Consider the following 20,141-nt stretch of genomic DNA (forward strand, 5'->3'; position numbering starts at 1 on the left):
TGGCCCTCACTACTTTTGGCCTGCACACCCATTGACGCTAGCGCGACTGGCCCGATAAAACTCGGATTATTGAGTTTTGCACTGTCGCAAGACCATGCGCGAACTTGGGATCATCGGGCCAACGCTTAGCAAGCGCGGCCAAGGTCTTCTCCGCCGCTCGATAGTGATCCAACGCGAGGCCGGGATTGTACTTAGCCTCTTGGACAGCTCCTAGTCGCTCGTTACTAATAGAGAGATTGTACTGCCGTCCGGCATGGTCAGGTTCGGCAGCGGCAATACGTTTGGCTATAGCATGGCTCTTCTCGAGAAGAGTTTGAGCCAAAGTAAGGTCGCGAGAAGCAAATTCTACGATGCCTAACCTGTTGTAGCTGACCGAAAGATCGCATTGCCATTCTGCGTTGTCGGAGTCGGCCGTCGCCAAGAACTCTGAGATCGCAAGGTTCTTTTTGAAATGGGCTCGGGCTGAGTCGATATTACCTGCCGTGAGTTCTACAGTTCCGAGCCTGTCGAAGGTGACAGCAAGATCGTGTTGCCATTCACCATTGTCTGGCTCGGCAGCTACTAGACTCTCGACGATGGCCTGACTTTCTTCAAACCGGCTTCGAGCCATCGCGAGATTGCCTGCCTCGACCTCTAGATCACCAAGCCTGTTGTAGCTGATCGAGAGATCGCGTTTCAATTTAACTGTGTCGGGCTCAACGTCACTCAGTTGCGCGACAATGGCGTAGCCTTCCTCGAACCGCGCCCGCGCTTGATCGAGATCGCCAATAGCTAAATCAACATTGCCTAACTTGTTGCAACATACAAGAAGGTCGCGCATCCATTCAAGGTTGTTGGGCTCTTTGGCAACAAGGATTCCAGCAATGGCACGGGCTTCTTCAAACCTAGTCCGCGCATCGACGAGATTGCCACCCGATATTTCGATATCGCCGAGCTTGTCAAAATTGACTGATAAATCTCTCAGCCTTTCGATTTCGTCTGGCCTAGCAGCAGCCCGCCGCTCGGCAATGGTGAGCGAAGCTGTGTAATGACTACGTGCGTCGTAGAGTTGGCCTTCGGCCAGAAGTAGCTTGCCAAATTCAACATGCAAAACCATTTCGTCGCGCTCATCTGCCGCGTGCTGGAGCCCGGCAGCAAAGCATGCGCGCGCTGAGGCAATTCCGTCATATTGCGCGCGCATGCGACCCAGTTCGATCCAAGACCAAAAGTCAGTAGGATCCAAGGCTACAGCTTCTTCATAGGCAGTTTTTGCCTTACCTGGCGCAAATGGAGCATAGATCCGAGCGGCTTGCCGAGCGCGTTCTGCATTGCGCGATTTCCCGGCGTGGACATCTGCCATTAGTGTATCAGCAGCATCCTCAGGTCGCCCTTCAGCGATTGCACGAGCGCGCTCGATGTCTTCCTCGTCGCCGGAATCAACCAGCTTCCCCGCAGCTTCTGCGAAACTTGTCGCTTGATCAGGTTTCGACTCGCCGATTTGCGCGGCCATTGCGTCAATCTTTGCATGAAGTTCGGCGATCCCCTGAATGGTCTGCGTCTGGCCTTCGCCAATTCTTGCAATGCCCGTTTTCATTCTTCGATCGAGAGCGCCGAACGAGTCGTTCTGGTGTTCACGATCCTTTTGCCCTTTTTTGGCCGTGTAGGACGTAGGCTGAAGAAATGTGTAAATCGCCGAGATAGCGCCAAGCCCGGAAAAGCCTGCGGTCACCAGCAGCCATGGATTGGGTGCCGTCCAAAACCACGCGAAATCATTGGGAGGTGCTACAGGAGGATCGGCCAAAGCGATCTGGGCCGCTGTTGCGAGACCACCAAGACCGGCCAATGGCAGGCTGATCACAAATGATCGGATGAGCTTTATTTCGAGAGTACTCCCCTATGCCCGTAACATGGGAAGAATGCACAATCGCTTCAAGTCAATTCGGGATAGCTTCCCCTAAACCGTCTCCATCTTCCGCTTGGCCTTCTTCCGCTCGTGCGGATCGAGGATCGCCTTGCGCAGGCGGATGCTTGCCGGAGTTACCTCGACCATCTCGTCGTCGTCGATATAGGCGATCGCCTGTTCGAGCGTCATGATCCGCGGCGGGGTGAGGCGGATCGCGTCGTCCTTGCCGGTGGAGCGGAAGTTGGTCAGCTGCTTGGACTTGAGCGGATTGACCTCGAGATCTTCGGGCTTGGCGTTTTCGCCGATGATCATGCCTTCGTAGATCTTCGCCCCGCCGCCGATGAACAGCTCGCCGCGATCCTCCAGCGCGAACAGCGCGTAGGACGTCGCCTCGCCGTTGGCGTTGGAAATCAGCACGCCGTTGCCGCGTCCGTCGATCGGTCCCTTGTAGGGGCCGTATTTCTCGAACAGGCGGTTCATGATCCCGGTGCCGCGCGTGTCGGACAGGAATTCGCCGTGATAGCCGATCAGCCCGCGGCTGGGCGCGCTGAAGGTGATGCGGGTCTTGCCCATGCCGCTGGGGCGCATTTCGGTCAGCTCGGCCTTGCGGCGCTGCATCTTCTCGACCACCGTGCCCGAGTGTTCGTCGTCGACGTCGATCACCACGGTCTCATACGGCTCGGTGCGCTGGCCGTTCTCGTCTTCGCGATAGAGCACGCGCGGGCGGCTGATGCCGAGCTCGAAGCCCTCGCGGCGCATGGTCTCGATCAGCACGCCGAGCTGGAGTTCGCCGCGCCCGGCGACTTCGAACGCGTCCTTGTCCGCGCTTTCGGTGATACGGATCGCGACGTTGGTTTCGGCTTCGCGCAGCAGGCGGTCGCGGATCAGGCGGCTGGTGACCTTGGTCCCCTCGCGACCGGCGAGCGGGCTGTCGTTGACGCTGAAGCGCATCGCCAGCGTCGGCGGGTCGATCGGCTGCGCGGCGATCGGTTCGGTGACCGAAGGATCGGCCAGCGTGTTGGACACGGTCGCCTTCTCGAGGCCCGCCATGGCGATGATGTCGCCCGCCTGCGCGCTCTCGACCGGCACGCGTTCGAGCCCGCGGAAGCTCATCAGCTTGGTCGCGCGGCCGGTCTCGATCACCTTGCCGTCCATGTCGATTGCGTGGATCGGATCGTTGATCCTGATCGTGCCCGACTGGACCCGGCCGGTGAGCACGCGGCCCATGAAATTGTCGCGGTCGAGCAGGGTGGCGAGGAAGCTGAACTTGCCGCTCGCGTCGAGGCCGGGGGCGGGGACGTGGTCGACGATGCGCTGGAACAACGGGTTGAGGTCGCCGCTGCGCACGCTGTCTTCCTCGCCCGCATAGCCTTCGCGGCCCGAGGCGTAGAGCACGGGGAAGTCGAGCTGATCGTCATCCGCGTCGAGGGTGACGAAAAGGTCGAACACCTCGTCGAGCACTTCCTGCGCGCGCCCGTCGGGCCGGTCGATCTTGTTGACCACCACGATGGGCCGCAGGCCGAGCGCGAGCGCCTTGCCGGTGACGAACTTGGTCTGCGGCATCGCGCCCTCGGCACTGTCGACCAGCAGGATCACCCCGTCGACCATGCTGAGGATACGCTCCACCTCGGCGCCGAAATCGGCGTGGCCGGGGGTGTCGACGATGTTGATCCGGTGACCTTCCCACTCGACCGAAGTGCATTTCGCGAGAATCGTGATCCCGCGTTCCTTCTCCAGATCGTTCGAATCCATCGCGCGCTCTTCCACGCGCTGGTTGTCGCGGAAGGTGCCGGACTGGCGGAAAAGCTGGTCGACCAGCGTGGTCTTGCCATGGTCGACGTGGGCGATGATCGCCACGTTGCGCAGGTCTGCGGACATCGGATGTGTGCTTTCGGTTTTTGGCGGGCGATTGTGCACCGCAATATCGGGCGCGCCCTTAGCCGAGGGGGAGTGCGGGGGCAAGGGCGTGCGGTGTGTCGCCAAGGCAACATACGGGGAATCCGGCGAATCTTGCGTTGCAATTCGCTTGAGCGAAGCGCCGCGCAATCGTATGCGCGCTGCAAGCGGTCGCCACCTCCTCCCTATAACTGGTGCCCGCTGAGGAAGAGGATCGAACATCAATGAAATTTACTGTTTCCGGTAAAGCCGGTTCGCCCCGCTACGCGCTGCTGAGCGGTGTTGCGGCCCTCGGTCTTGCGCTGCCGGGTGCGGCCTTCGCGCAGGATGAAGGCGCGGCGGAAGAGCCCGCTTTCGATGATGACATCATCATCGTCACCGCCACCAAGCGCGAACAGACGCTGCAGGAAACCCCGATCTCGGTTGCGGTGACGTCCGCCGAAACGCTCGAGAATGCGCAGATCCGCGACATCCTCGACCTGCAGACCGTGACGCCTTCGCTGCGTGTCAGCCAGCTGCAGAACTCCTCCTCCACCACCTTCATCATCCGCGGCTTCGGCAACGGCGACAACAACTTCGGCATCGAACCGTCGGTCGGTGTGTTCATCGACGGCGTGTTCCGCTCGCGCTCGGCCTCGTCGCTCAACGACCTCGCCAATGTGCAGCGGATCGAAGTGCTCAACGGCCCGCAGTCGACCCTGTTCGGCAAGAACGCGTCGGCAGGCGTGATCTCGGTCATCACCCGTGCGCCGCAGTTCGACTTCGGCGGCTCGGTCGAGGCCGGCTACGGCAATTTCAATGACATCCGCTTCAAGGGCGACGTCACCGGGCCGATCACCGACACCATCGCCTTTGCGATCGACGGCAGCTACAACAAGCGCGACGGTTACGGCACCATCGTCAATCTCAATCGCGACATCAACGACCGCAACCGCTGGACCGCGCGCGGCCAGCTGTTGTTCGAACCGACCGATACGCTGCGCATCCGCGCGATCGCCGATTATTCGGACATTGACGAGGCCTGCTGCGTTGTCAGCACGCAGGTCGCCGGCCCAACCGCGCCGGCGGTGTTCGGTGTGGGCGGCGCGCTGAGCACCGACTTCTTCAGCTACGACATCTTCCTCAACAAGGTGCCGGTCAACGAGGTGCAGAACTACGGCGGTTCGATCCAGGCCGATCTCGAATTGGGCGCGATCTCGCTGACTTCGATCACCTCCTATCGCGAACTGAAGAACTTCGTCGATCAGGACGTCGATTTCACCAGTGCCGACATCGTCAGCGAAGTGCGTGACCAGCAGGTCGAAACCTTTACCCAGGAAGTGCGCATCGCGTCCGACTTTGACGGTCCGATCAATTTCCTGCTCGGCGGGTTCTATTTCGACGAGAGGGTGACGCAGGAAAGTGCGCTGACCACCGGCCCGGCTGCACGTCCGTTCTTTTCGCTGCTAGCGGGCAATCCGCTGGTGTTCAACGGCGTCGAGCAGGCGCTCGGTCTGCCGCAGAACAGCATCTTCTCAACCGGTGCGCTGACGGCTGAGTCCTACTCGTTGGACAACCAGTCGTACTCGATTTTCGGCACGGTCGACTTCGAGCCGGTCGACGGGCTCGTGTTCACCGCCGGCTTCAACTACACCGACGACAAGAAGGACTTCGCGCTGAGCGGGCAGGCCTTCGACGAGCTGGCCAACATCAACCTGGTCGATGCCTTCATCGTCGGCGGGATCGCGCAGGCGCTGCAAATCCCGGCCAGCCAGGTCACTCCGACCGTCATCAACAGCTTCGCGACCGGGGCGCAGACCGCGCCAATCTTCGCGCAGATCGCAGCAGGGGCGCAGAACCCGGCGGTCAATCAGCTGTTGGGCCTCCGCCCGTTCCAGTTCCAGCCCCCGTTCCTCAATACGCCCAACGCGGTCGAGAACGGCAAAACGAATGACAACGATTTCAGCTACACCTTGCGGGTCGCATACCAGTTCAACGACAACCTCAACGGTTACTTCAGCTATGCGACCGGCTTCAAGGCGAGCTCGATCAACCTGTCCCGCGACAGCCGCCCTGCATTCGGCGACTATATTCCGGGGCCGCTGAATTCGTCGATCCTCGCGCCGTCGTCGCCGATCCGCGACGCGGGCCTCGGCGTCGCCAACCTGACCACCGGCTCGCGCTTTGCAGGTCCGGAAGATGCGGAAGTGTGGGAACTGGGCCTCAAGGGCCAGTGGGACGGCCTCAGCGTGAATCTCGCGCTGTTCGACCAGACGATCAAGGGCTTCCAGAGCTTCCTGTTTACCGGCACGGGCTTCCAGCTCAACAATGCCGGTCAGCAGTCGGTCAAGGGCTTCGAGCTGAGCAGCACGATCTCGCCGACCGACGGGCTCGATTTCACCTTCGCTGCGACCTATCTCGACCCGGTGTTCGACAGCTTCGTCTCGAGCCCGGTGGGCGACCTCACCGGTCAGCGTCCGGGCGGCATTCCGGAGTGGAACCTTGCCACTTCCGCCACCTACACGCATGATTTCGGGTCGAGCGGCAACTCGCTCGTGACGCGCCTCGACTACAGCCACGAGAGCAACACCGACATCAACAACGGCCTGCCGACTTTCGGCTCCAACCCGATCTTCACCCGCGAGGTGAACCTCGTGAACGCCTCGATGACCTTCAAGATGGAGAACGGGCTTGAAGTGGGTGCCTATGCGCGCAACCTGCTCGACGACCAGTACATCATCACGGTGTTCGACGGCGTGGCGCAGGCGGGGACGGTTTCGGGCTATCCGAGCCAGCCGCGCACCTATGGCGGGATCGTCCGCTTCAAGTTCTGATCCGTTTCCTTTCGGAACACCAAGGGGGTTCCTCCACAGGAGGAGCCCCCTTTTTCTTGCGCTCGTGCGCTGTAAGGCTAAAGTCGTCCCGCCTTAGAGGGGTAAGGAGGACTAGATGGAAAATTATGCAGGGTTCTGGCTGCGCGTGGTGGCCTATATCATCGACGCGATCATCGTGGGGATCGTCGGGTTCGTAATCGGAATGATCTTCGGTGTCGGCGCGGTCAGTACGGGGACCGATATTTCCGATCCCACAGGCGGGGGCAACGCTGTGCTTCAAATGATCAGCATCGCCATCGGCGTCGCCTATTTCGCCGGGATGGAAAGCTCGTCGTGGCAGGCAACCGTGGGCAAGAAGGCTCTCGGCCTGGTCGTAACCGACCTCAACGGCCAGCGGATCAGCCTCGGGCGCGCCATCGGCCGCTATTTCGGCAAGATCCTGTCGGCCCTGATCCTGCTGATCGGCTTCATCATGGTGGCCTTTACCGAGCGTAAGCAGGGGCTGCACGACATGATCGCCGGCACGCTGGTGTTGAAGGGGCAACCGGGCATGGTCGCCACCGATCCCAACGTGTTCAACTAACGGGCACGATCGCTCCCGGCAGGCCGGGAAAAGCGGGGTCTTCGCAGGCGCGGGGACCCCGTTTGTTTGAGTGAAACGGGGGACGGCCGTTTGTCGCCGCATGCCGATTGAGGGGATTGTCGATGGAATGGATGATCATGCCGTACAAGCGCTACGCCGACTTCGAGGGTCGCTCGCGGCGGATGGAATACTGGATGTTCTCCCTGTTCTACCTGATCGTCGCGGCCATTCTGGCCGGGCTGATGATTGCCGGGATCCCCCGGCCCGAGGTGGACGAATTCGGCGCGGTGACCGGCGATCAGGACCCGGGTGTCCTGTTCTGGCTGACGGTCGGCTTGCTGACGGTATTCGTTCTCGGCTCGATCGTCCCGTCGATCGCCGTCGCGGTGCGGCGCTTGCACGATCAGGACAAAAGCGGCTGGCTCTACCTGCTCTCCTTCATTCCCTATATCGGCGGGCTCATTCTGCTGGTCCTGATGTTCCTTCCCGGCACGACCGGGCCGAACCAGTATGGCGAAGACCCGAAAGACCCGAACGCGGCATCGGTGTTCGACTGAGCCGAAATGAATAGGGTCCAGCTGCCCGAGGACAGCAATGCCATCGGCTGGATGTTCCTGCCGCTGAAGCGGTATGCCCAGTTCCGCGGACGCTCCGGGCGGCGCGAGTTCTGGTGGTACAGCCTGTTCCTCGCGCTGGGGATGATCCTCATTCCGCTGCTCGGGGTAGCGATTGCCGAAGGTGGGGCGCCGCAAGCCGGGGGCTGGGTCGGAGGTTTGGGCGTTTCCTTGTTCTTCCTCGGCAATTTCATGCCCGGTCTGGCGCTGAGCGCGCGGCGGTTTCACGATCTCGGCGTGTCGGGCCATTTCCTTTGGCTGGTCTATGGCGGGATGCTGTTCTTCAGCTTCCTCGCCTGGATCGCCTATCTCGTGGTGATGGCGCTGCCGGGCAAGAACATGCCCAACCGCTATGGTCCGCCGGTCTACGACGTCGACGTCGGCCAGATTTTCGCCTGAGCGGGGCGGGGCGGCTGGGGCCTTAGAGTTCCCTCAGCGCCTGCGCCGGTTTCGCCCGTAGCAAGGGAAGAGAGCCAGCCAGCGCGAAGGTGAGAACGAAGGCGAGGCCAAGGCCCAGCACGCCGAGGATCGCCCCCCAGTCGGGCAGCCAGTCGAATTCGAACAGCTGGGTGATCACCAGCCAGCCGAGCCCGGTGCCGAGCCCCAGCGCCACACCCGCCAACACCAGCGCGAGCAGCCCGTATTCGGCCAGCTGCATTGCCAGCACCTGCCGCCTGCTCGCCCCGAGCACGCGGAAGACGACCGTGTCGTAGGTTCGAGCGGCTCGCGCGGCGGCGATCGCGCCGATCAGGACCGCCAGCCCTGCCAGCACCGCGACCGAGGCAGCGGCAAAGGTCGCGAGGCCCACCTGGCCGAGGATCGTGCGCGCCTGCTGCAGCACGTCTCCCACCTCGATCACCGAGCTGGAAGGGAAGGTATTCACCAGCCCGCGCAGCAATGGCCCGGTCGGCTGATCGCCTTTGAGGTCGATCGTCGCGGCGAAATTGTGCGGCGCGTCGGAGATGGCGTTGGGGCTGAACACCAGCACATAGTTGAACCCCATGCTTTCCCAGTCGATGCGGCGGAAATTGGCCACCTTGGCGGTGCGCTCGACGCCGAGCAGGCCGATGGTCAGCGTGTCTCCGATCTTGAGGTCGATCGCGCGGGCGAATTCCTCGTCGACCGAAACCAGTGGCTCGCCATCGTAGTCCGCGCTCCACCACTCGCCTTCGAGGATGGTGTTGCCCAGCGGAACCTCGGCGGAATAGGTCAGCCCGCGCTCGCCGCGCAGCGGCCAGGCATCCTCGGGGATTTCCTCCAGATCCGCAACGCGGGTCTGTTTGCCCTCCGGGCCGTAGGCGAGGATCGCCCCGCGCAGCGCGGGGACCGCGCGGACGAAGGCATCTTTGTCCTGTTCCGCCACGACGGCTTCAAATTCCGTGAGCCGGTCGCGCGGGACGTCGAGCACGAAATAGTCGGGCGCCTCGCGGGGGACCCGGCTGTCGATATTGCCCGCGATGCTGGTCTGGATCGCGGCGAGTAGTACGAAGGCCGAGAGGCCGAAGCCGAGCGCGGTGACCAGCGCGCCGGTCGATGCGCCGGGCCGGTGAAGGTTTGCCAGCGCGTTGCGCACCAGCGGATTGCGCGGGCTGGGCAACGCGCCCGCGGCCTTGCGGATCCCCCAGCCGAGCAAGGCGAGCAGCAACAGCATGACCGCCGCCCCGGCGAGGAACCCGCCCGACAACAAGGGATTCCGCGCTGTCAGCAATGCAAGCGCGACGATGCCGAGCAGCCCGCCGATCACCCACATCAGCGCCTGCCGGTCGCGCGCCAGCGGCACCACCCGCGCGCGCATCAGCGCCATCGCGGGGAAGCGCCGCGCGCGCAGGATCGGGGTCGCGGCGAACACCAGCGCCACCAGCAGGCCGTATCCCGCCGCGAGCAGCAGCGCCGAAGGCTCGAACACGAAGCCCGTCTCGACCGGCAGCAGCCCGTCGAGTGCCATGCCGAGCAGCGGGGTGACCAGCACCCCTGCAACGATGCCGAGAACGCTCCCCGCCAGTGCCGCCGCGCCGATCTGCAGGCCATAGATGCGCGCGATGTCGCGGCTGGTAGCGCCGAGCACCTTGAGCGTCGCGATGCTGGTCCGCCGCGCTTCGAGATAGGAGGCGACCCCGCCGCCGATGCCGATCCCGGCGATCACCAGCGCGGCGAGCCCGACCAGCGTCAGGAATTCACCCATCCGCCCGACGAAGCGGTCCGCTCCGGGCGAGGCGCGGTCGCGGGTGCGGAAGTCGAACCCGGCATTGGGGAACTCCTCACTCAGCAGCTCCTGCACCGCTTCGGGATCGCGCTGCGGGGTGAAGGCGACGCGGTACTTGCTCTGGTACATCGAACCGGGGGCGACGAGCCCGGCAGCTTGCGGGAAATCCTGCGCCACCAGCACCGTCGGGCCGAGCGAAAAGCCCTCGCTCAGCTTGTCCGGCTCGGTCGCGATGACGCCTGCGGCGCGCAGCTGCTGCGAGCCGATACGGAAACTGTCACCGATTTCGATGCCCAGCCGGTCGATCGCGCCCTGGTCGAGCCACGCTTCGTCCGCCTTGGGTGCGCCGACCTCCCGCCCGTCTTTCAGCGTCAGAGCGCCGTAAAGCGGATAGGCGCCGTCGATCGCTTTCAGTCCAACCGGCGCGGCATTTTCGCCCGCGCTGGCCATTGCCTGCAAACGGGTGCCGCCGGAAATCTCGCCGTACCGGGAGAGCGCGGCCTTTTCGTCCGCGTTGAGATCGCGTTGCCAAACCTCGATCTCGAGATCGCCGCCGAGCAGGTCCTGTCCGCGGCTCGATATCTCGCGCTCGATCGCGGCGGTCAGTGTGCCGATCGCCGCCAGCGCCCCGGTGCCGAGAAACAGGCACACCAGCAGCAGCCGCAGCCCCTTGAACCGCGCATTGAGATCGCGCCGAGCGATGGCCCAGGCGGTGGACCAGCTCATGTGTGTATCTCACGCGGAGACGCGGAGACGCGGAGGGTGAAGTGCTTTGCGCTCACAGAGGCACAGAGGCACAGAGATGTAGCTTCAGCGGCGAAGCCGCTTTCATAATCAAAATCTGGCTTCGCGGATGACCCTTTGCAATGGTGTGGCGCTTCGCGGGAAGAGCCGCACACCTCTGTGCTTCCGTGCCTCTGTGAGCGCCCGAAAATCCTCCGCGTCTCCGCGTCTCCGCGTGTTCCAACACTACCCACGGGTGTCGCTCGCGATACGGCCATCGGCGATGGTCACCACGCGGTCGCAGCGTGCGGCGAGTTCGGTATCGTGGGTGATCACCACCAGTGTCGCGCCGGTTTCGCGGCGGCGGGCGAACAGCAGTTCGATGATGTCGTGCCCGGTGGCGACGTCGAGATTGCCGGTCGGCTCGTCGGCGAAGATCAGCGTCGGGCGCGCGGCGATGGCGCGGGCGATGGCAACGCGCTGCTGCTCGCCGCCCGACAGCTGGGTCGGATAGTGGTCGAGCCGGTGGCCGAGCCCGACCGCCTCAAGTTCCGCTCTGGCGCGGACCCGCGCATCGCCGTCGCCGGCCAGCTCCATCGGTGTGGCGACGTTCTCCAGCGCGGTCATCGTCGGCAGCAGGTGGAACGCCTGCAGCACGATCCCGATCCGCCCGCGCCGCGCGAGCGCCAGCCCGTCCTCGTCCATCGCGGCGAAATCCTGCCCCGCGACGCTCAGCGTCCCGCCGGTGGCGCGTTCGAGACCCGAGAGAACCGCCATCAGCGAGCTCTTGCCCGATCCCGAGGGGCCGAGCAGCGCCAGCACCTCGCCTTCTGCCACGTCGAGGTCGATCCCGCGCAGGATCTCGACCGGCGCGGCATCCTGACCGAGCGTGAGGGTGAGATTTCGGGCGGAGATGGCCGGTGCGGCCTGATTTGGACTTGTCACGCTACGCCGATTGCATAGGTGGAGGGCACGAGCAAGGAGGCTCGCCGATGCACCAGCGCCTTTTGTCGATCATTCCCGTCCTGCTGCTCGCCGCCTGCGGGGCCGAAGCGCCTGTGCCGAGGGAGGACTCCGCCGCCGATGTCCGGACCGAGCAGCCGGTGATGGGGCCGGAACGCCGCATCCTCGCCTTCGGCGACAGCCTGTTTGCAGGCTACAATGTCGACAAGGCGGACAGCTACCCGGCGAAGCTGGAGGCGGCGCTGCGCGCCCGCGGGATCAATGCGCGGGTGACCAATGCCGGGGTTTCGGGCGACACCACCGCGGCGGGGCTGCAACGGCTCGGCTTCACGCTCGACGGGCTGGAGCAGAAGCCCGACCTGTTCATCCTCGAACTGGGCGGCAACGACCTGCTGCGCGGGCTCAAACCGGCGGAAACCAGGGCCAATCTCGCGGCGATCCTCGATGAGCTCAAGCGCCGCGAAATCCCGGTGCTGATCATGGGCATGCGCGCTCCGCCCAACATGGGCGAATTTCAGGCCGAGTTCGACGCGATCTTCGGCGATCTGGCCAAGCAATACGGCGCGGCGATCTATCCCTTCTTCCTTGAGGAAATCTATCAGGAGCCCGAGCTGTTCCAGGGCGACCGCATCCACCCGACGCCGAGCGGTATCGAACGCATCGTTGGCGCAACGGCGGATGTGGTGGCAGAGGCGCTGCCCGAGCCTGCAGCCGAATAGCGAGCCCCCGCGGAGGCGGGGGCCCCGGTCGGTCAGGCGCAACCTCGCCTGAGGTCCTCGCCTTCACGGGGACTCACATTCTCGTCACCGCGCCGCAAGCTACCTCCCACACCGCCGCTTCCTCGCGGATGTCGGCGAAGGGGGCGAGTTCGGTGCCTGTCAGCCACACCTGTGCGCCGCTGGACCGCAGCCGGTCGAACAACGCGGCGCGGCGCAGCGGGTCGAGATGGGCGGCCACTTCGTCGAGCAGCAGCACGCCCGGTCGGCCCTTCGCCGCAAGTTCGGCATGGGCGAGCACGATCGCGATCAGCATCGCCTTCTGTTCGCCGGTGGAGCAATTGGCGGCGGGCATGGCTTTCCCCGCCATCGTGACGGCAAGGTCGGCGCGGTGCGGGCCGGTGAGCGTGCGCCCTGCCGAACGCTCGCGCTTGCGCCCGTCGCGCAAGGCGGCGGCCAGATCGGCGCAATCGGTCGGCCCGCCTGAATCGTAATCGAGCAAGGGCCGCGCGAAGGGCTCTTCGGGCAAAATCTCCAGCGCCGTCGACAAGACACCGAGGGTTGCGATGCGCCCCTGCGACAGCGCCGCACCATGCTCCGCCAGCTGCACCTCGATCCCGTCGAGCCATGCCGGGTCGAGCGGGCGCTCGTCCGCCAGCAGGCGGTTGCGCTCGCGTAGCGCGCTCTCATACCGCGTGGCGTGGCGGGCGTGAGAAGGGTCGAAGGCCAGCGCCATCCGGTCGAGGAAGCGGCGGCGTGCTCCGGCGCTGTCCATGAACAGCCGGTCCATCGCCGGGGTCAGCCAGCCCATCGCCAGCCATTCGCCGAGCGAGACCGCGCTTGCCTCGCTGCCGTTCACCCGCACGCGGCGGCGCGAGGGGGCTTGCGCTTCGGTGTAGGTGCCCAGCCGCACCGGCTCGCCGCCATCGTGCTGCGCGAGCGACGCCCCGACTGCAAAGCCGCCTTGCCCTTGATCGGACGCCATCTCCGGCAAGGCCGCCCGGCGCAGTCCGCGTCCGGGCGCGAGCAGCGAAATCGCCTCGAGCACATTGGTCTTGCCTGCGCCGTTCTCACCGACGAGCAGGTTGAACCCGCGCGCGCCGTCGAGCGCAGTGTCAGCGTGGTTGCGGAAGCGGGAAAGGGTGATCCGGTCGAGCGCCATGGGCGCCTGCAGCCCTAGCTGCGCGGCTTTCGACACGCCAGCCGAAAGGCGGGTTCCAACAGTTGGCGAAAAATCCCAATTGTCAGCATTCGTTCATCATAGCGACACCGCGAATACGGGCAAAAACGGCAGATTTCCGCCATTTTTCGAAACTGGCACACCCCATGCAACGTAGTCCACATCCGCAGGAATGGTCCTGAGGATGCAAAAGAAAGGTTCTCCAATGTTCAGTCCCGAAGGTTTCAGCAGCAAGCTTTTCGCCGCTGCCGGTTCGTTCGCCCTCACGCTTCTCGTGTTCGCCACCGCGATCATGCCGGCCAACCAGGGCGCACTCCTCCCCGCCACCACCATGCTCGCCTGAGCCATCCACGAAAACAAACTTTTGAAGGATACCAATACCATGATCACCTTCGAGAAAATCGGCACGCACCTGGTTGCCGCCGTTGCCTCGATCGCCGTCACCGCGATGCTGCTCGCCGTGGCCATCGCACCTGCCAACCAAGGCATGATCCTGCCGGGAGCACTCGCATGAACCACCTCGATCGCAAGCCCGCCGTCGGCGTCCCCAGCCAGGGGTTCCGCCTCGACCGTTCGAATGGCAAGATCTGGGGCGTGTGCGGCGGTATCGCCAACTATGCCGGGATCGACCCGATGTGGGTCCGTATCGGCTTCGTGATCGGCGCGCTGGTCAGCGTCGGCACCGCCGCCATCGTCTATGCCGCGATCGGCCTGATCGCCGACTGAGCACGGCCTCGCGACATCCGTCCCGGTTTTCGGGCCGGCCGTGCCACCATCGATGAAAACCGGGAGGGGCCGCAAGGTCCCTCCTTTTTTTCACATCGCCGAAATTCCGCCGTCGAGCTTGATCTCGGCCCCGGTCATGAAGCGGCTCTCGTCGCTTGCGAGATAGACCACCGCATTGGCGATATCGTTCGGCTCGCCGACGAATTTGAGCGGGATCTGCCGCGCCAGCTTTTCCATCAGCACCCCCTTGTCGATATTGTGATGACGTGCAGTCCCGTCGAGGATCGGGGTGTCGACGAAGGTCGGATGGATCGAGTTGCAGCGGATCTGCATATTGTTCTTCGCGCAGTGCAGCGCGATCGACTTGCTGAGCATCCACACCGCCGCCTTGGATGAATTGTAGGCCGGCATGGTGTCGCTTGCGATCAGGCCGGCGATGCTGGAAATGTTGATGATCGACCCCGGCGCGTGTTCGCGCATCAACGGCAGCGCCTTCTGGCAACCGTGGAAGATCGAATCGACATTCACCGCGAAGCAGCGCTTCCAGTCCTCGAACTTGCAGGTCTCGATATTGCCCGCGACGCCCATCCCGGCGTTGTTGACCAGCACATTAAGCCCGCCGAGCTTCTCGCGCGCGGCATCGACGGCTTTCTCCCAGTCGCTGGCATTGGTGACATCGTGCTCGATCGAATAGGCAGTGCCTGCGCCGAAGCGTTCGTTGATGATCTGCGCGGTGTTGGCGGCTCCATTGGCGTTGATATCGGTGCACAGCACCCGCGCACCTTCTTTCGCCAGCAGCGTCGAATGCGCCGCGCCCAGACCCTGCGCCGCGCCGGTTACCAGCGCCAGCTTGCCTGCAACTCTTCCGCTCATTTCCCGTCCTCTCCGATAAATCCCGCCGCCATCAGCATGGCTATACGCACGTCGACCGCATGGCCTCTCGCGCGCCAGGCTGCAACGAATTGCGGCAGATGGTCCAGCTTCACGCGGTGTACGGTGATGTCCTCGCTCTCGGTCCCGCCGCCTTCGCCGACCCTGGTCAGTCCCGATGCACGCAGCAGGGTGAAGCTCTCGCTCACCATGCCCGGGCTGGAATAGAACTCGCCGAGATTCTCCATCCGCGCGGCGGTGAAGCCGGTTTCCTCTTCCAGCTCGCGCACGGCGGCGGTCTCGGGGCTTTCGTCCTCCGCCCCGTCGTCGTCGCCGATCAGCCCGGCGGGGAGTTCGAGGCAGATGCGGCCCAGCGGGACGCGGTATTGCTCGACCAGAATTGCGCAGCCTTCATCGTCGATCGCAATGATCACCGCCGCGCGAATGCCGCGTGCGCGGGAGGCATACTCCCACCGGCCGCGTTTTTTGGCGGTCAGGAACCGGCCCTGCCAGACGATCTCTTCGGGTTCTTCCATGGCTGCCCTTTCCAAGGTCGATAAAAAGCCCCTCCCAAGGGGGAGGGGGTGGGGTGGGGGTTGTGCCCCCTCGCAATCGTCGAACCCCCACCCCCGACCAATCCCCATGGGGAGGGGAGACGGACAACGGTCCCCGTATGTAAGCTGTGCTTAGACCTCGATCAGCCGGTCGGGCAACTCGTTCGTGTCATCCTCGGCTTTGGGGAAGTGCTCGGACAGCACTTTGCCGACATCGCGGATGCCGGCGGCAAGCCCGCCAGCGACATATCCGCTTTTGATCTCGACCAGCATATCGGCCATGGCTTCGCCCCATACTTCGGCCGGGACCTTTTCCGCAATCGAATCGTCGGCGACGATCTCGGCGCGATGTTCGCGCATCGAGAGGTAGATCAGCACTCCGGTGCGCCCGTGGGTGCGGCGCTCGGCCCCGACCTTGAAATGCGCCACCGCGCGGCTACGGACGCGCATCGACTTGACCGGGCCGGGGACGAGCATGAAGCGCAGCGCATCCCCGCGCAGGACCAGCCAGGTGGCGCCGAACACCAGCGCGCCCAGCGCGAGCACCAGAGTGATCACTTCCCCGCTCGACCATAGCGTGCCCCATCCGCCCGCCACCCGATCGGCCAGCGACAGGAAGGCATCGGGCCACACCGCAAATGCGCTCATCGCCGTAAACGCCGCCAGCGCGCACCACGCGAGCACGATGTCCGAATATCCGTCGGACCGTTGGGCCAGCACTGTGACGATCTCGCCCGAGGTATGCGCCTCCGCCTCGCGCACCGCGCGGGTTACGATTTCCTGGCCTTCTTCTCCGAGAGTGCCTGCCATCCTACCAGCCTCCGCTCGCACCGCCGCCACCCGACGATCCGCCGCCAAACCCGCCGAAGCCTCCGCCGCCTCCGCCGGAGAAGCCCCCGCCGCCGCCCCAGCCGCTGCCGCCGCTACTGATCCCGCGGGCGACTGCCTTGCCCGCTTCCCACAGCAGGATGTCGCCCACCGCGCTGCCGAGCCCGCTGCCGCGATAGCGCCGGCTGCGCTTGCCCCGGCGGAACATCGGCAGGATGAAGAAGAAGAACAGGAAACCGAACCAGAAGATCGCGCCGATCGGGAAACCGCCGCCGCTCGATTCCTGCGCTTCGGCCGCCTGTGCGGCTTCCTCGATCGCGATCGCGTCCTCGGGCGATTTGTCGAGATGGGTGATGATCGCATCGACCCCCTGGGTGATCCCTGCGTCGAAATCGCCCGCCTTGAACTGCGGGGTGATGACGTCGCGGATCACGCGGCCCGCCATGATCCCGCCGAAATAGGGGTGGAGGCCGTAACCGACCTCGATCCGCATCTTGCGGTCGTCGCGCGCGACCAGCAACAGCAGCCCTTGGTCGCGCTCGGCTCCGCCGATGCCCCATTCGTTGGTGAATAACGTGGTGGCGTAGCGCTCGATCGACTCGCCGCCGAGATCGGGCACCGTCGCCACGATCACCGCTCGCCCGGTGCGGGCGTTGTATTCGCGCAGCCGCGCATCGAGCGCGGCCTCGACATCGGGCGAGATGATGTCGGCCCCGTCGTAGACCGGTCCGTCGGGGACGGGGGGGTACTCGGCTGCAGTCGCCGGCAACGCCACCAGCCCAAAGCATAGAGTCACCAGCGCCCACAGGTTCGCCAGACGGTTCATGCAGCTTCCTTCATGATCTTCAGGCACGCCTCGCTTGTGGCGCCGAATTCCTTCGCGCTGTCGAGCCGCGCAATCAGGGCGTCGACCCCGCTATCGATACCGCCGGGGAAATCGCCGCTGCGGAAGGGCGGGACCATCTGCTGCTCGATAATCTGCTTCGCCACATCGTAGCTGATCGGCTTCTCGAGCCCGCAGCCGACCTCGATCCGCATCTGCCGGTCATTGGGTGCGACCAGCACCAACAGCCCGCGATTGGTCTTGCGGCCGCCGATGCCCCAGGTATTGAAGGTGTCGAGGGCAACGTTCTCGATCGGTCGCCCCTCCAGCGACGGCACCGAGGCGACCACGATGGCGTTGCCGGACCGGTGGGCATAACCGCGCAGCTTCGCATCGAGCGTCGCTTCGACGGCTTCGGGGAGGATATCCGCACGGTCCGAAACCGGGCCGGACGGTCGGGCCATCTCGTCCTGCGCCGGAGTTTCGTCTTGCGCTTCGGCGGTGTCCTGCGCCGAGCATCCAGCTAACGGATTCGCCAGCAGGAGCAGCGCGGCGGGCCAGCCGAGAGCCGCCCGCCAGCGTCTGCCAGCACGGATCGAGCCCGAAGTCACTCGGCCTTGTCGCCCCCGGTGATCTGGTCGAAGTTCACGCCCGGATTGGCCTCGGCTTCCTTCGGCGCGTCGAAATATTCCAGCCGTTCGGCACCGTGGATGATGTTTGCGCCGATGCTGGAGGGGAAGGTACGGATCTCGGTGTTATAGTCCTGTGCCTTCTCGTTGTAGCGCACCCGTTCGGTGTTGATCAGGTTGTTCGCTTCGTCCAGCGCAACCATCAGGTCGGCGAAGCGGCCCTGGCTCTGCAGCTGCGGATAGTTCTCTACCACTGTGCGCAGCTGGCCCAGCGCCTGCGTGAGCTGGTTCTGCGCCTCGTTGAATTTCTTGAACTCTTCCGGGTTCGACAGATCGTCGGTGGTGATGTTGATTGCGGTTGCGCGGGCGCGGGCGTCGATCACGCCCTGGAGGATGTTCCCTTCGGAAATCGCGGCTGCTTGCACCGTTGCCACCAGATCCGGGATGAGGTCGGACCGGCGCTGCAGTGCGCTTTCGACATTGCCCCACTGCGCCTTGGCCGCCTCTTCCTTGGTCGGGACCGAGTTGATCCCGCAGGCGGCGAGCCCGATCGATGCCAGCGCGACCAGCGCGAAGCGGCGAAACGTCTGCAAATTCATCAGCGGAACTCCCCTTGAATGCACGCCATCGGCGACGTGCCTCATCTGTCTTAGCGAAATAGCACACCGGTGCTGCATTTCAAGGAACCTGCGCGGAATGCGGTCGTTGCCTCGCAAAACTGACGGAGGCTGATACGTGGCATTTTTCGACGAGTTCAAGAAGTTCATCGCACGCGGCAATGTGCTGCAACTGGCGGTGGGGGTGGTGATCGGGGCATCCTTCGGCAAGATCACCACGGCGCTGACAGAAAGCGTCATCATGCCCACGATCGGCTGGCTGTTCGGCTCGGTCGACTTCTCGAACTGGTTCATCCGACTGGGGCCAATCCCCGCAAGCTACGATGGATCGCGCACCAGCTACGTCGAGCTGAAGGAGGCGGGCGTGGCGATGATCGGCTATGGCGACCTGCTGACCCAGGTGGTCAATTTCCTGATCCTCGCCTTCGCGCTGTTCCTGCTGGTCAAGGCGGTCAACCGCGCGCTCGACGCGATCGAGCGCGACGAAAAGGAGGCCGCCGGAAATGTGGACGGCAGCGATACGCCGGTCGATCCGCAACTCGATGTTCTGCGCGATATCCGCGCGGAACTGAAAGAGCTGCGCGCGGCACAGGCGAGTTGAACCCGTCCCCTTGCAATATCTGTCTTGGCAGGCTGGCGTCATGATGCCAGAAGGCCGGTTCAATCGATTGCATCGGGGAGAAATGGGATGTTCGCGGAATTCAAAGAGTTTATTGCCAAGGGCAATGTGATGGAACTCGCGGTCGCGGTGATTATCGCGGGCGCGTTCGGCACCATCGTCGCGTCGCTGACCGGCGATGTGGTGATGCCGATTGTCGGATTTATCTTTGGCGGGGCGGATTTCTCGAACTACTTCATCCTGCTGAGCGTGCCCGAAGGTTACAAGGGTTCGACCACCGACTACGCCGCGCTCAAGGAAGCGGGCGCGGCGATGATCGGCTATGGCGCGCTGATCACCACAGTGATCAACTTCGTGATCCTCGCCTTCATCATCTTCCTGTTGGTGCGCTATACCAACAAGGTGACCGCGCAGCTGCACAAGAAGGAAGAGGATACCGCCCCGGCAGGCCCGAGCGAGATCGAACTGCTGACCGAAATTCGCGATGCGCTGAGGGCGAAGCCTTAATTTCGACACTTTCGGGAACCTTTACAAAGGCCATGGTTTGATTGGCCAGTCCAGAAAATGTGACTGGCCACTCAAATCAGAGGTACTACCATGCGTAAACTCGCTATTCTCGCTGCTTCGGCTGCATCGCTCGCGCTCGTGGCTTGCGGCCCGGGTGCCGAAACCGAAACCGAAGCCCAGGCCGATGCTATGGAAGAGCAGGCCGACATGACCGAGGAAATGGCAGAAGAAGCCCCGACCGAGGCACAGGAAGAAATGCTCGAAGAAAAGCAGGATGTGCAAGAAGCCCAGGCCGATGCGCTCGAAGACAAGGCCGACGCCGAAGAGGGTGTCACTGGCATGTAATTCCCTTGCGCCCGGCGCAATGGAAGCGAGGGGGCGGACCGAAGGGTCCG

General features: G+C 63.9%; 22 protein-coding genes. 11 read left to right on the forward strand and 11 right to left on the reverse strand.

Going from position 1 to position 20,141, the window contains the following annotated elements:
* Window positions 1-37 precede the first annotated feature (37 nt).
* Both NSO95_RS04660 and typA read right to left on the reverse strand, forming a co-directional pair.
* Window positions 38-1,837, reverse strand: coding sequence for a tetratricopeptide repeat protein (locus NSO95_RS04660; protein WP_257594993.1), 1,800 nt, complete (start codon window positions 1,835-1,837; stop codon window positions 38-40).
* A 96-nt stretch (window positions 1,838-1,933) separates the two neighbouring features.
* Window positions 1,934-3,760 carry a translational GTPase TypA gene (typA, locus tag NSO95_RS04665; RefSeq protein ID WP_257594994.1) on the reverse strand — a complete coding sequence of 609 codons (1,827 nt, stop codon included), beginning with the start codon at window positions 3,758-3,760 and terminating at the stop codon, window positions 1,934-1,936.
* Window positions 3,761-4,002: 242 nt separating this feature from the next.
* Here typA and NSO95_RS04670 point away from each other — a divergent pair, with 242 nt between their 5' ends.
* The 4 genes from NSO95_RS04670 to NSO95_RS04685 all read left to right on the forward strand — a co-directional run bounded on the left by NSO95_RS04670 (window position 4,003) and on the right by NSO95_RS04685 (window position 8,187).
* Entirely contained in the window at window positions 4,003-6,591 is a 2,589-nt protein-coding gene (locus tag NSO95_RS04670; protein ID WP_257594995.1) for a TonB-dependent receptor, read from the forward strand.
* Between the two features lie 115 nt (window positions 6,592-6,706).
* Window positions 6,707-7,174: an RDD family protein gene (locus tag NSO95_RS04675; RefSeq protein ID WP_257594997.1), complete on the forward strand. Its 468-nt coding sequence runs from the start codon at window positions 6,707-6,709 to the stop codon at window positions 7,172-7,174.
* A 122-nt stretch (window positions 7,175-7,296) separates the two neighbouring features.
* Window positions 7,297-7,731, forward strand: coding sequence for a DUF805 domain-containing protein (locus NSO95_RS04680; RefSeq protein ID WP_257594998.1), 435 nt, complete (start codon window positions 7,297-7,299; stop codon window positions 7,729-7,731).
* A gap of 6 nt (window positions 7,732-7,737) precedes the next feature.
* Window positions 7,738-8,187, forward strand: a complete 450-nt coding sequence (locus tag NSO95_RS04685) for a DUF805 domain-containing protein (RefSeq protein WP_257594999.1) — start codon at window positions 7,738-7,740, stop codon at window positions 8,185-8,187.
* A gap of 22 nt (window positions 8,188-8,209) precedes the next feature.
* On the opposite strand, the gene NSO95_RS04690 is transcribed toward NSO95_RS04685, so the two are convergent.
* Both NSO95_RS04690 and NSO95_RS04695 read right to left on the reverse strand, forming a co-directional pair.
* Window positions 8,210-10,717 carry an ABC transporter permease gene (locus tag NSO95_RS04690; RefSeq protein ID WP_257595001.1) on the reverse strand — a complete coding sequence of 836 codons (2,508 nt, stop codon included), beginning with the start codon at window positions 10,715-10,717 and terminating at the stop codon, window positions 8,210-8,212.
* 243 nt (window positions 10,718-10,960) lie between these two features.
* Window positions 10,961-11,659 carry an ABC transporter ATP-binding protein gene (locus NSO95_RS04695; protein ID WP_257595002.1) on the reverse strand — a complete coding sequence of 233 codons (699 nt, stop codon included), beginning with the start codon at window positions 11,657-11,659 and terminating at the stop codon, window positions 10,961-10,963.
* A 47-nt stretch (window positions 11,660-11,706) separates the two neighbouring features.
* Between NSO95_RS04695 and NSO95_RS04700 the strand changes: the two genes are divergently transcribed.
* Window positions 11,707-12,396 carry an arylesterase gene (locus tag NSO95_RS04700; RefSeq protein WP_257595003.1) on the forward strand — a complete coding sequence of 230 codons (690 nt, stop codon included), beginning with the start codon at window positions 11,707-11,709 and terminating at the stop codon, window positions 12,394-12,396.
* Between the two features lie 73 nt (window positions 12,397-12,469).
* On the opposite strand, the gene recF is transcribed toward NSO95_RS04700, so the two are convergent.
* On the reverse strand, window positions 12,470-13,555 hold the full coding sequence (recF, locus tag NSO95_RS04705; protein WP_257595363.1) for a DNA replication/repair protein RecF: 1,086 nt from the start codon (window positions 13,553-13,555) through the stop codon (window positions 12,470-12,472).
* Window positions 13,556-13,778: 223 nt separating this feature from the next.
* Here recF and NSO95_RS04710 point away from each other — a divergent pair, with 223 nt between their 5' ends.
* The 3 genes from NSO95_RS04710 to NSO95_RS04720 are packed head-to-tail and all read left to right on the forward strand — an operon-like array spanning window position 13,779 to window position 14,299.
* Complete coding sequence (locus NSO95_RS04710; protein ID WP_257595004.1) at window positions 13,779-13,916, forward strand: hypothetical protein; 138 nt, start codon at window positions 13,779-13,781, stop codon at window positions 13,914-13,916.
* 39 nt (window positions 13,917-13,955) lie between these two features.
* A complete protein-coding gene (locus NSO95_RS04715) occupies window positions 13,956-14,087 on the forward strand; it encodes a hypothetical protein (RefSeq protein WP_257595005.1) in 132 nt (43 codons plus the stop codon).
* Window positions 14,084-14,299: a PspC domain-containing protein gene (locus NSO95_RS04720; protein ID WP_257595006.1), complete on the forward strand. Its 216-nt coding sequence runs from the start codon at window positions 14,084-14,086 to the stop codon at window positions 14,297-14,299. The genes NSO95_RS04715 and NSO95_RS04720 overlap by 4 nt, the downstream gene beginning before the upstream one ends.
* 90 nt (window positions 14,300-14,389) lie before the next feature.
* Here NSO95_RS04720 and NSO95_RS04725 read toward each other — a convergent pair whose 3' ends face one another.
* The 6 genes from NSO95_RS04725 to NSO95_RS04750 form a co-directional block, all read right to left on the reverse strand.
* Window positions 14,390-15,172 (reverse strand): SDR family oxidoreductase, encoded by a 783-nt coding sequence (locus NSO95_RS04725; protein WP_257595007.1) that lies wholly within the window; start codon window positions 15,170-15,172, stop codon window positions 14,390-14,392.
* Entirely contained in the window at window positions 15,169-15,705 is a 537-nt protein-coding gene (locus NSO95_RS04730; protein WP_257595008.1) for an NUDIX hydrolase, read from the reverse strand. The genes NSO95_RS04725 and NSO95_RS04730 overlap by 4 nt, the downstream gene beginning before the upstream one ends.
* Before the next feature lie 150 nt (window positions 15,706-15,855).
* Window positions 15,856-16,533 carry a TPM domain-containing protein gene (locus tag NSO95_RS04735; protein ID WP_257595009.1) on the reverse strand — a complete coding sequence of 226 codons (678 nt, stop codon included), beginning with the start codon at window positions 16,531-16,533 and terminating at the stop codon, window positions 15,856-15,858.
* Between the two features lies 1 nt (window position 16,534).
* On the reverse strand, window positions 16,535-17,377 hold the full coding sequence (locus NSO95_RS04740; RefSeq protein WP_257595010.1) for a TPM domain-containing protein: 843 nt from the start codon (window positions 17,375-17,377) through the stop codon (window positions 16,535-16,537).
* Window positions 17,374-17,985 (reverse strand): TPM domain-containing protein, encoded by a 612-nt coding sequence (locus NSO95_RS04745; protein ID WP_257595011.1) that lies wholly within the window; start codon window positions 17,983-17,985, stop codon window positions 17,374-17,376. The genes NSO95_RS04740 and NSO95_RS04745 overlap by 4 nt, the downstream gene beginning before the upstream one ends.
* A complete protein-coding gene (locus NSO95_RS04750; protein ID WP_257595012.1) occupies window positions 17,982-18,602 on the reverse strand; it encodes a LemA family protein in 621 nt (206 codons plus the stop codon). The genes NSO95_RS04745 and NSO95_RS04750 overlap by 4 nt, the downstream gene beginning before the upstream one ends.
* A 136-nt stretch (window positions 18,603-18,738) precedes the next feature.
* Between NSO95_RS04750 and mscL (NSO95_RS04755) the strand changes: the two genes are divergently transcribed.
* The 3 genes from mscL (NSO95_RS04755) to NSO95_RS04765 all read left to right on the forward strand — a co-directional run bounded on the left by mscL (NSO95_RS04755) (window position 18,739) and on the right by NSO95_RS04765 (window position 20,091).
* Window positions 18,739-19,221 (forward strand): large conductance mechanosensitive channel protein MscL, encoded by a 483-nt coding sequence (gene mscL / locus NSO95_RS04755; protein WP_257595013.1) that lies wholly within the window; start codon window positions 18,739-18,741, stop codon window positions 19,219-19,221.
* Window positions 19,222-19,308: 87 nt separating this feature from the next.
* Window positions 19,309-19,746, forward strand: coding sequence for a large conductance mechanosensitive channel protein MscL (gene mscL / locus NSO95_RS04760; protein WP_257595014.1), 438 nt, complete (start codon window positions 19,309-19,311; stop codon window positions 19,744-19,746).
* A gap of 90 nt (window positions 19,747-19,836) precedes the next feature.
* Entirely contained in the window at window positions 19,837-20,091 is a 255-nt protein-coding gene (locus tag NSO95_RS04765; protein WP_257595015.1) for a hypothetical protein, read from the forward strand.
* The last annotated feature ends 50 nt before the right edge of the window (window positions 20,092-20,141 follow it).

Source organism: Parerythrobacter lacustris (genome assembly GCF_024626475.1).
In the GTDB taxonomy this organism is placed as follows: domain Bacteria; phylum Pseudomonadota; class Alphaproteobacteria; order Sphingomonadales; family Sphingomonadaceae; genus Parerythrobacter_A; species Parerythrobacter_A lacustris.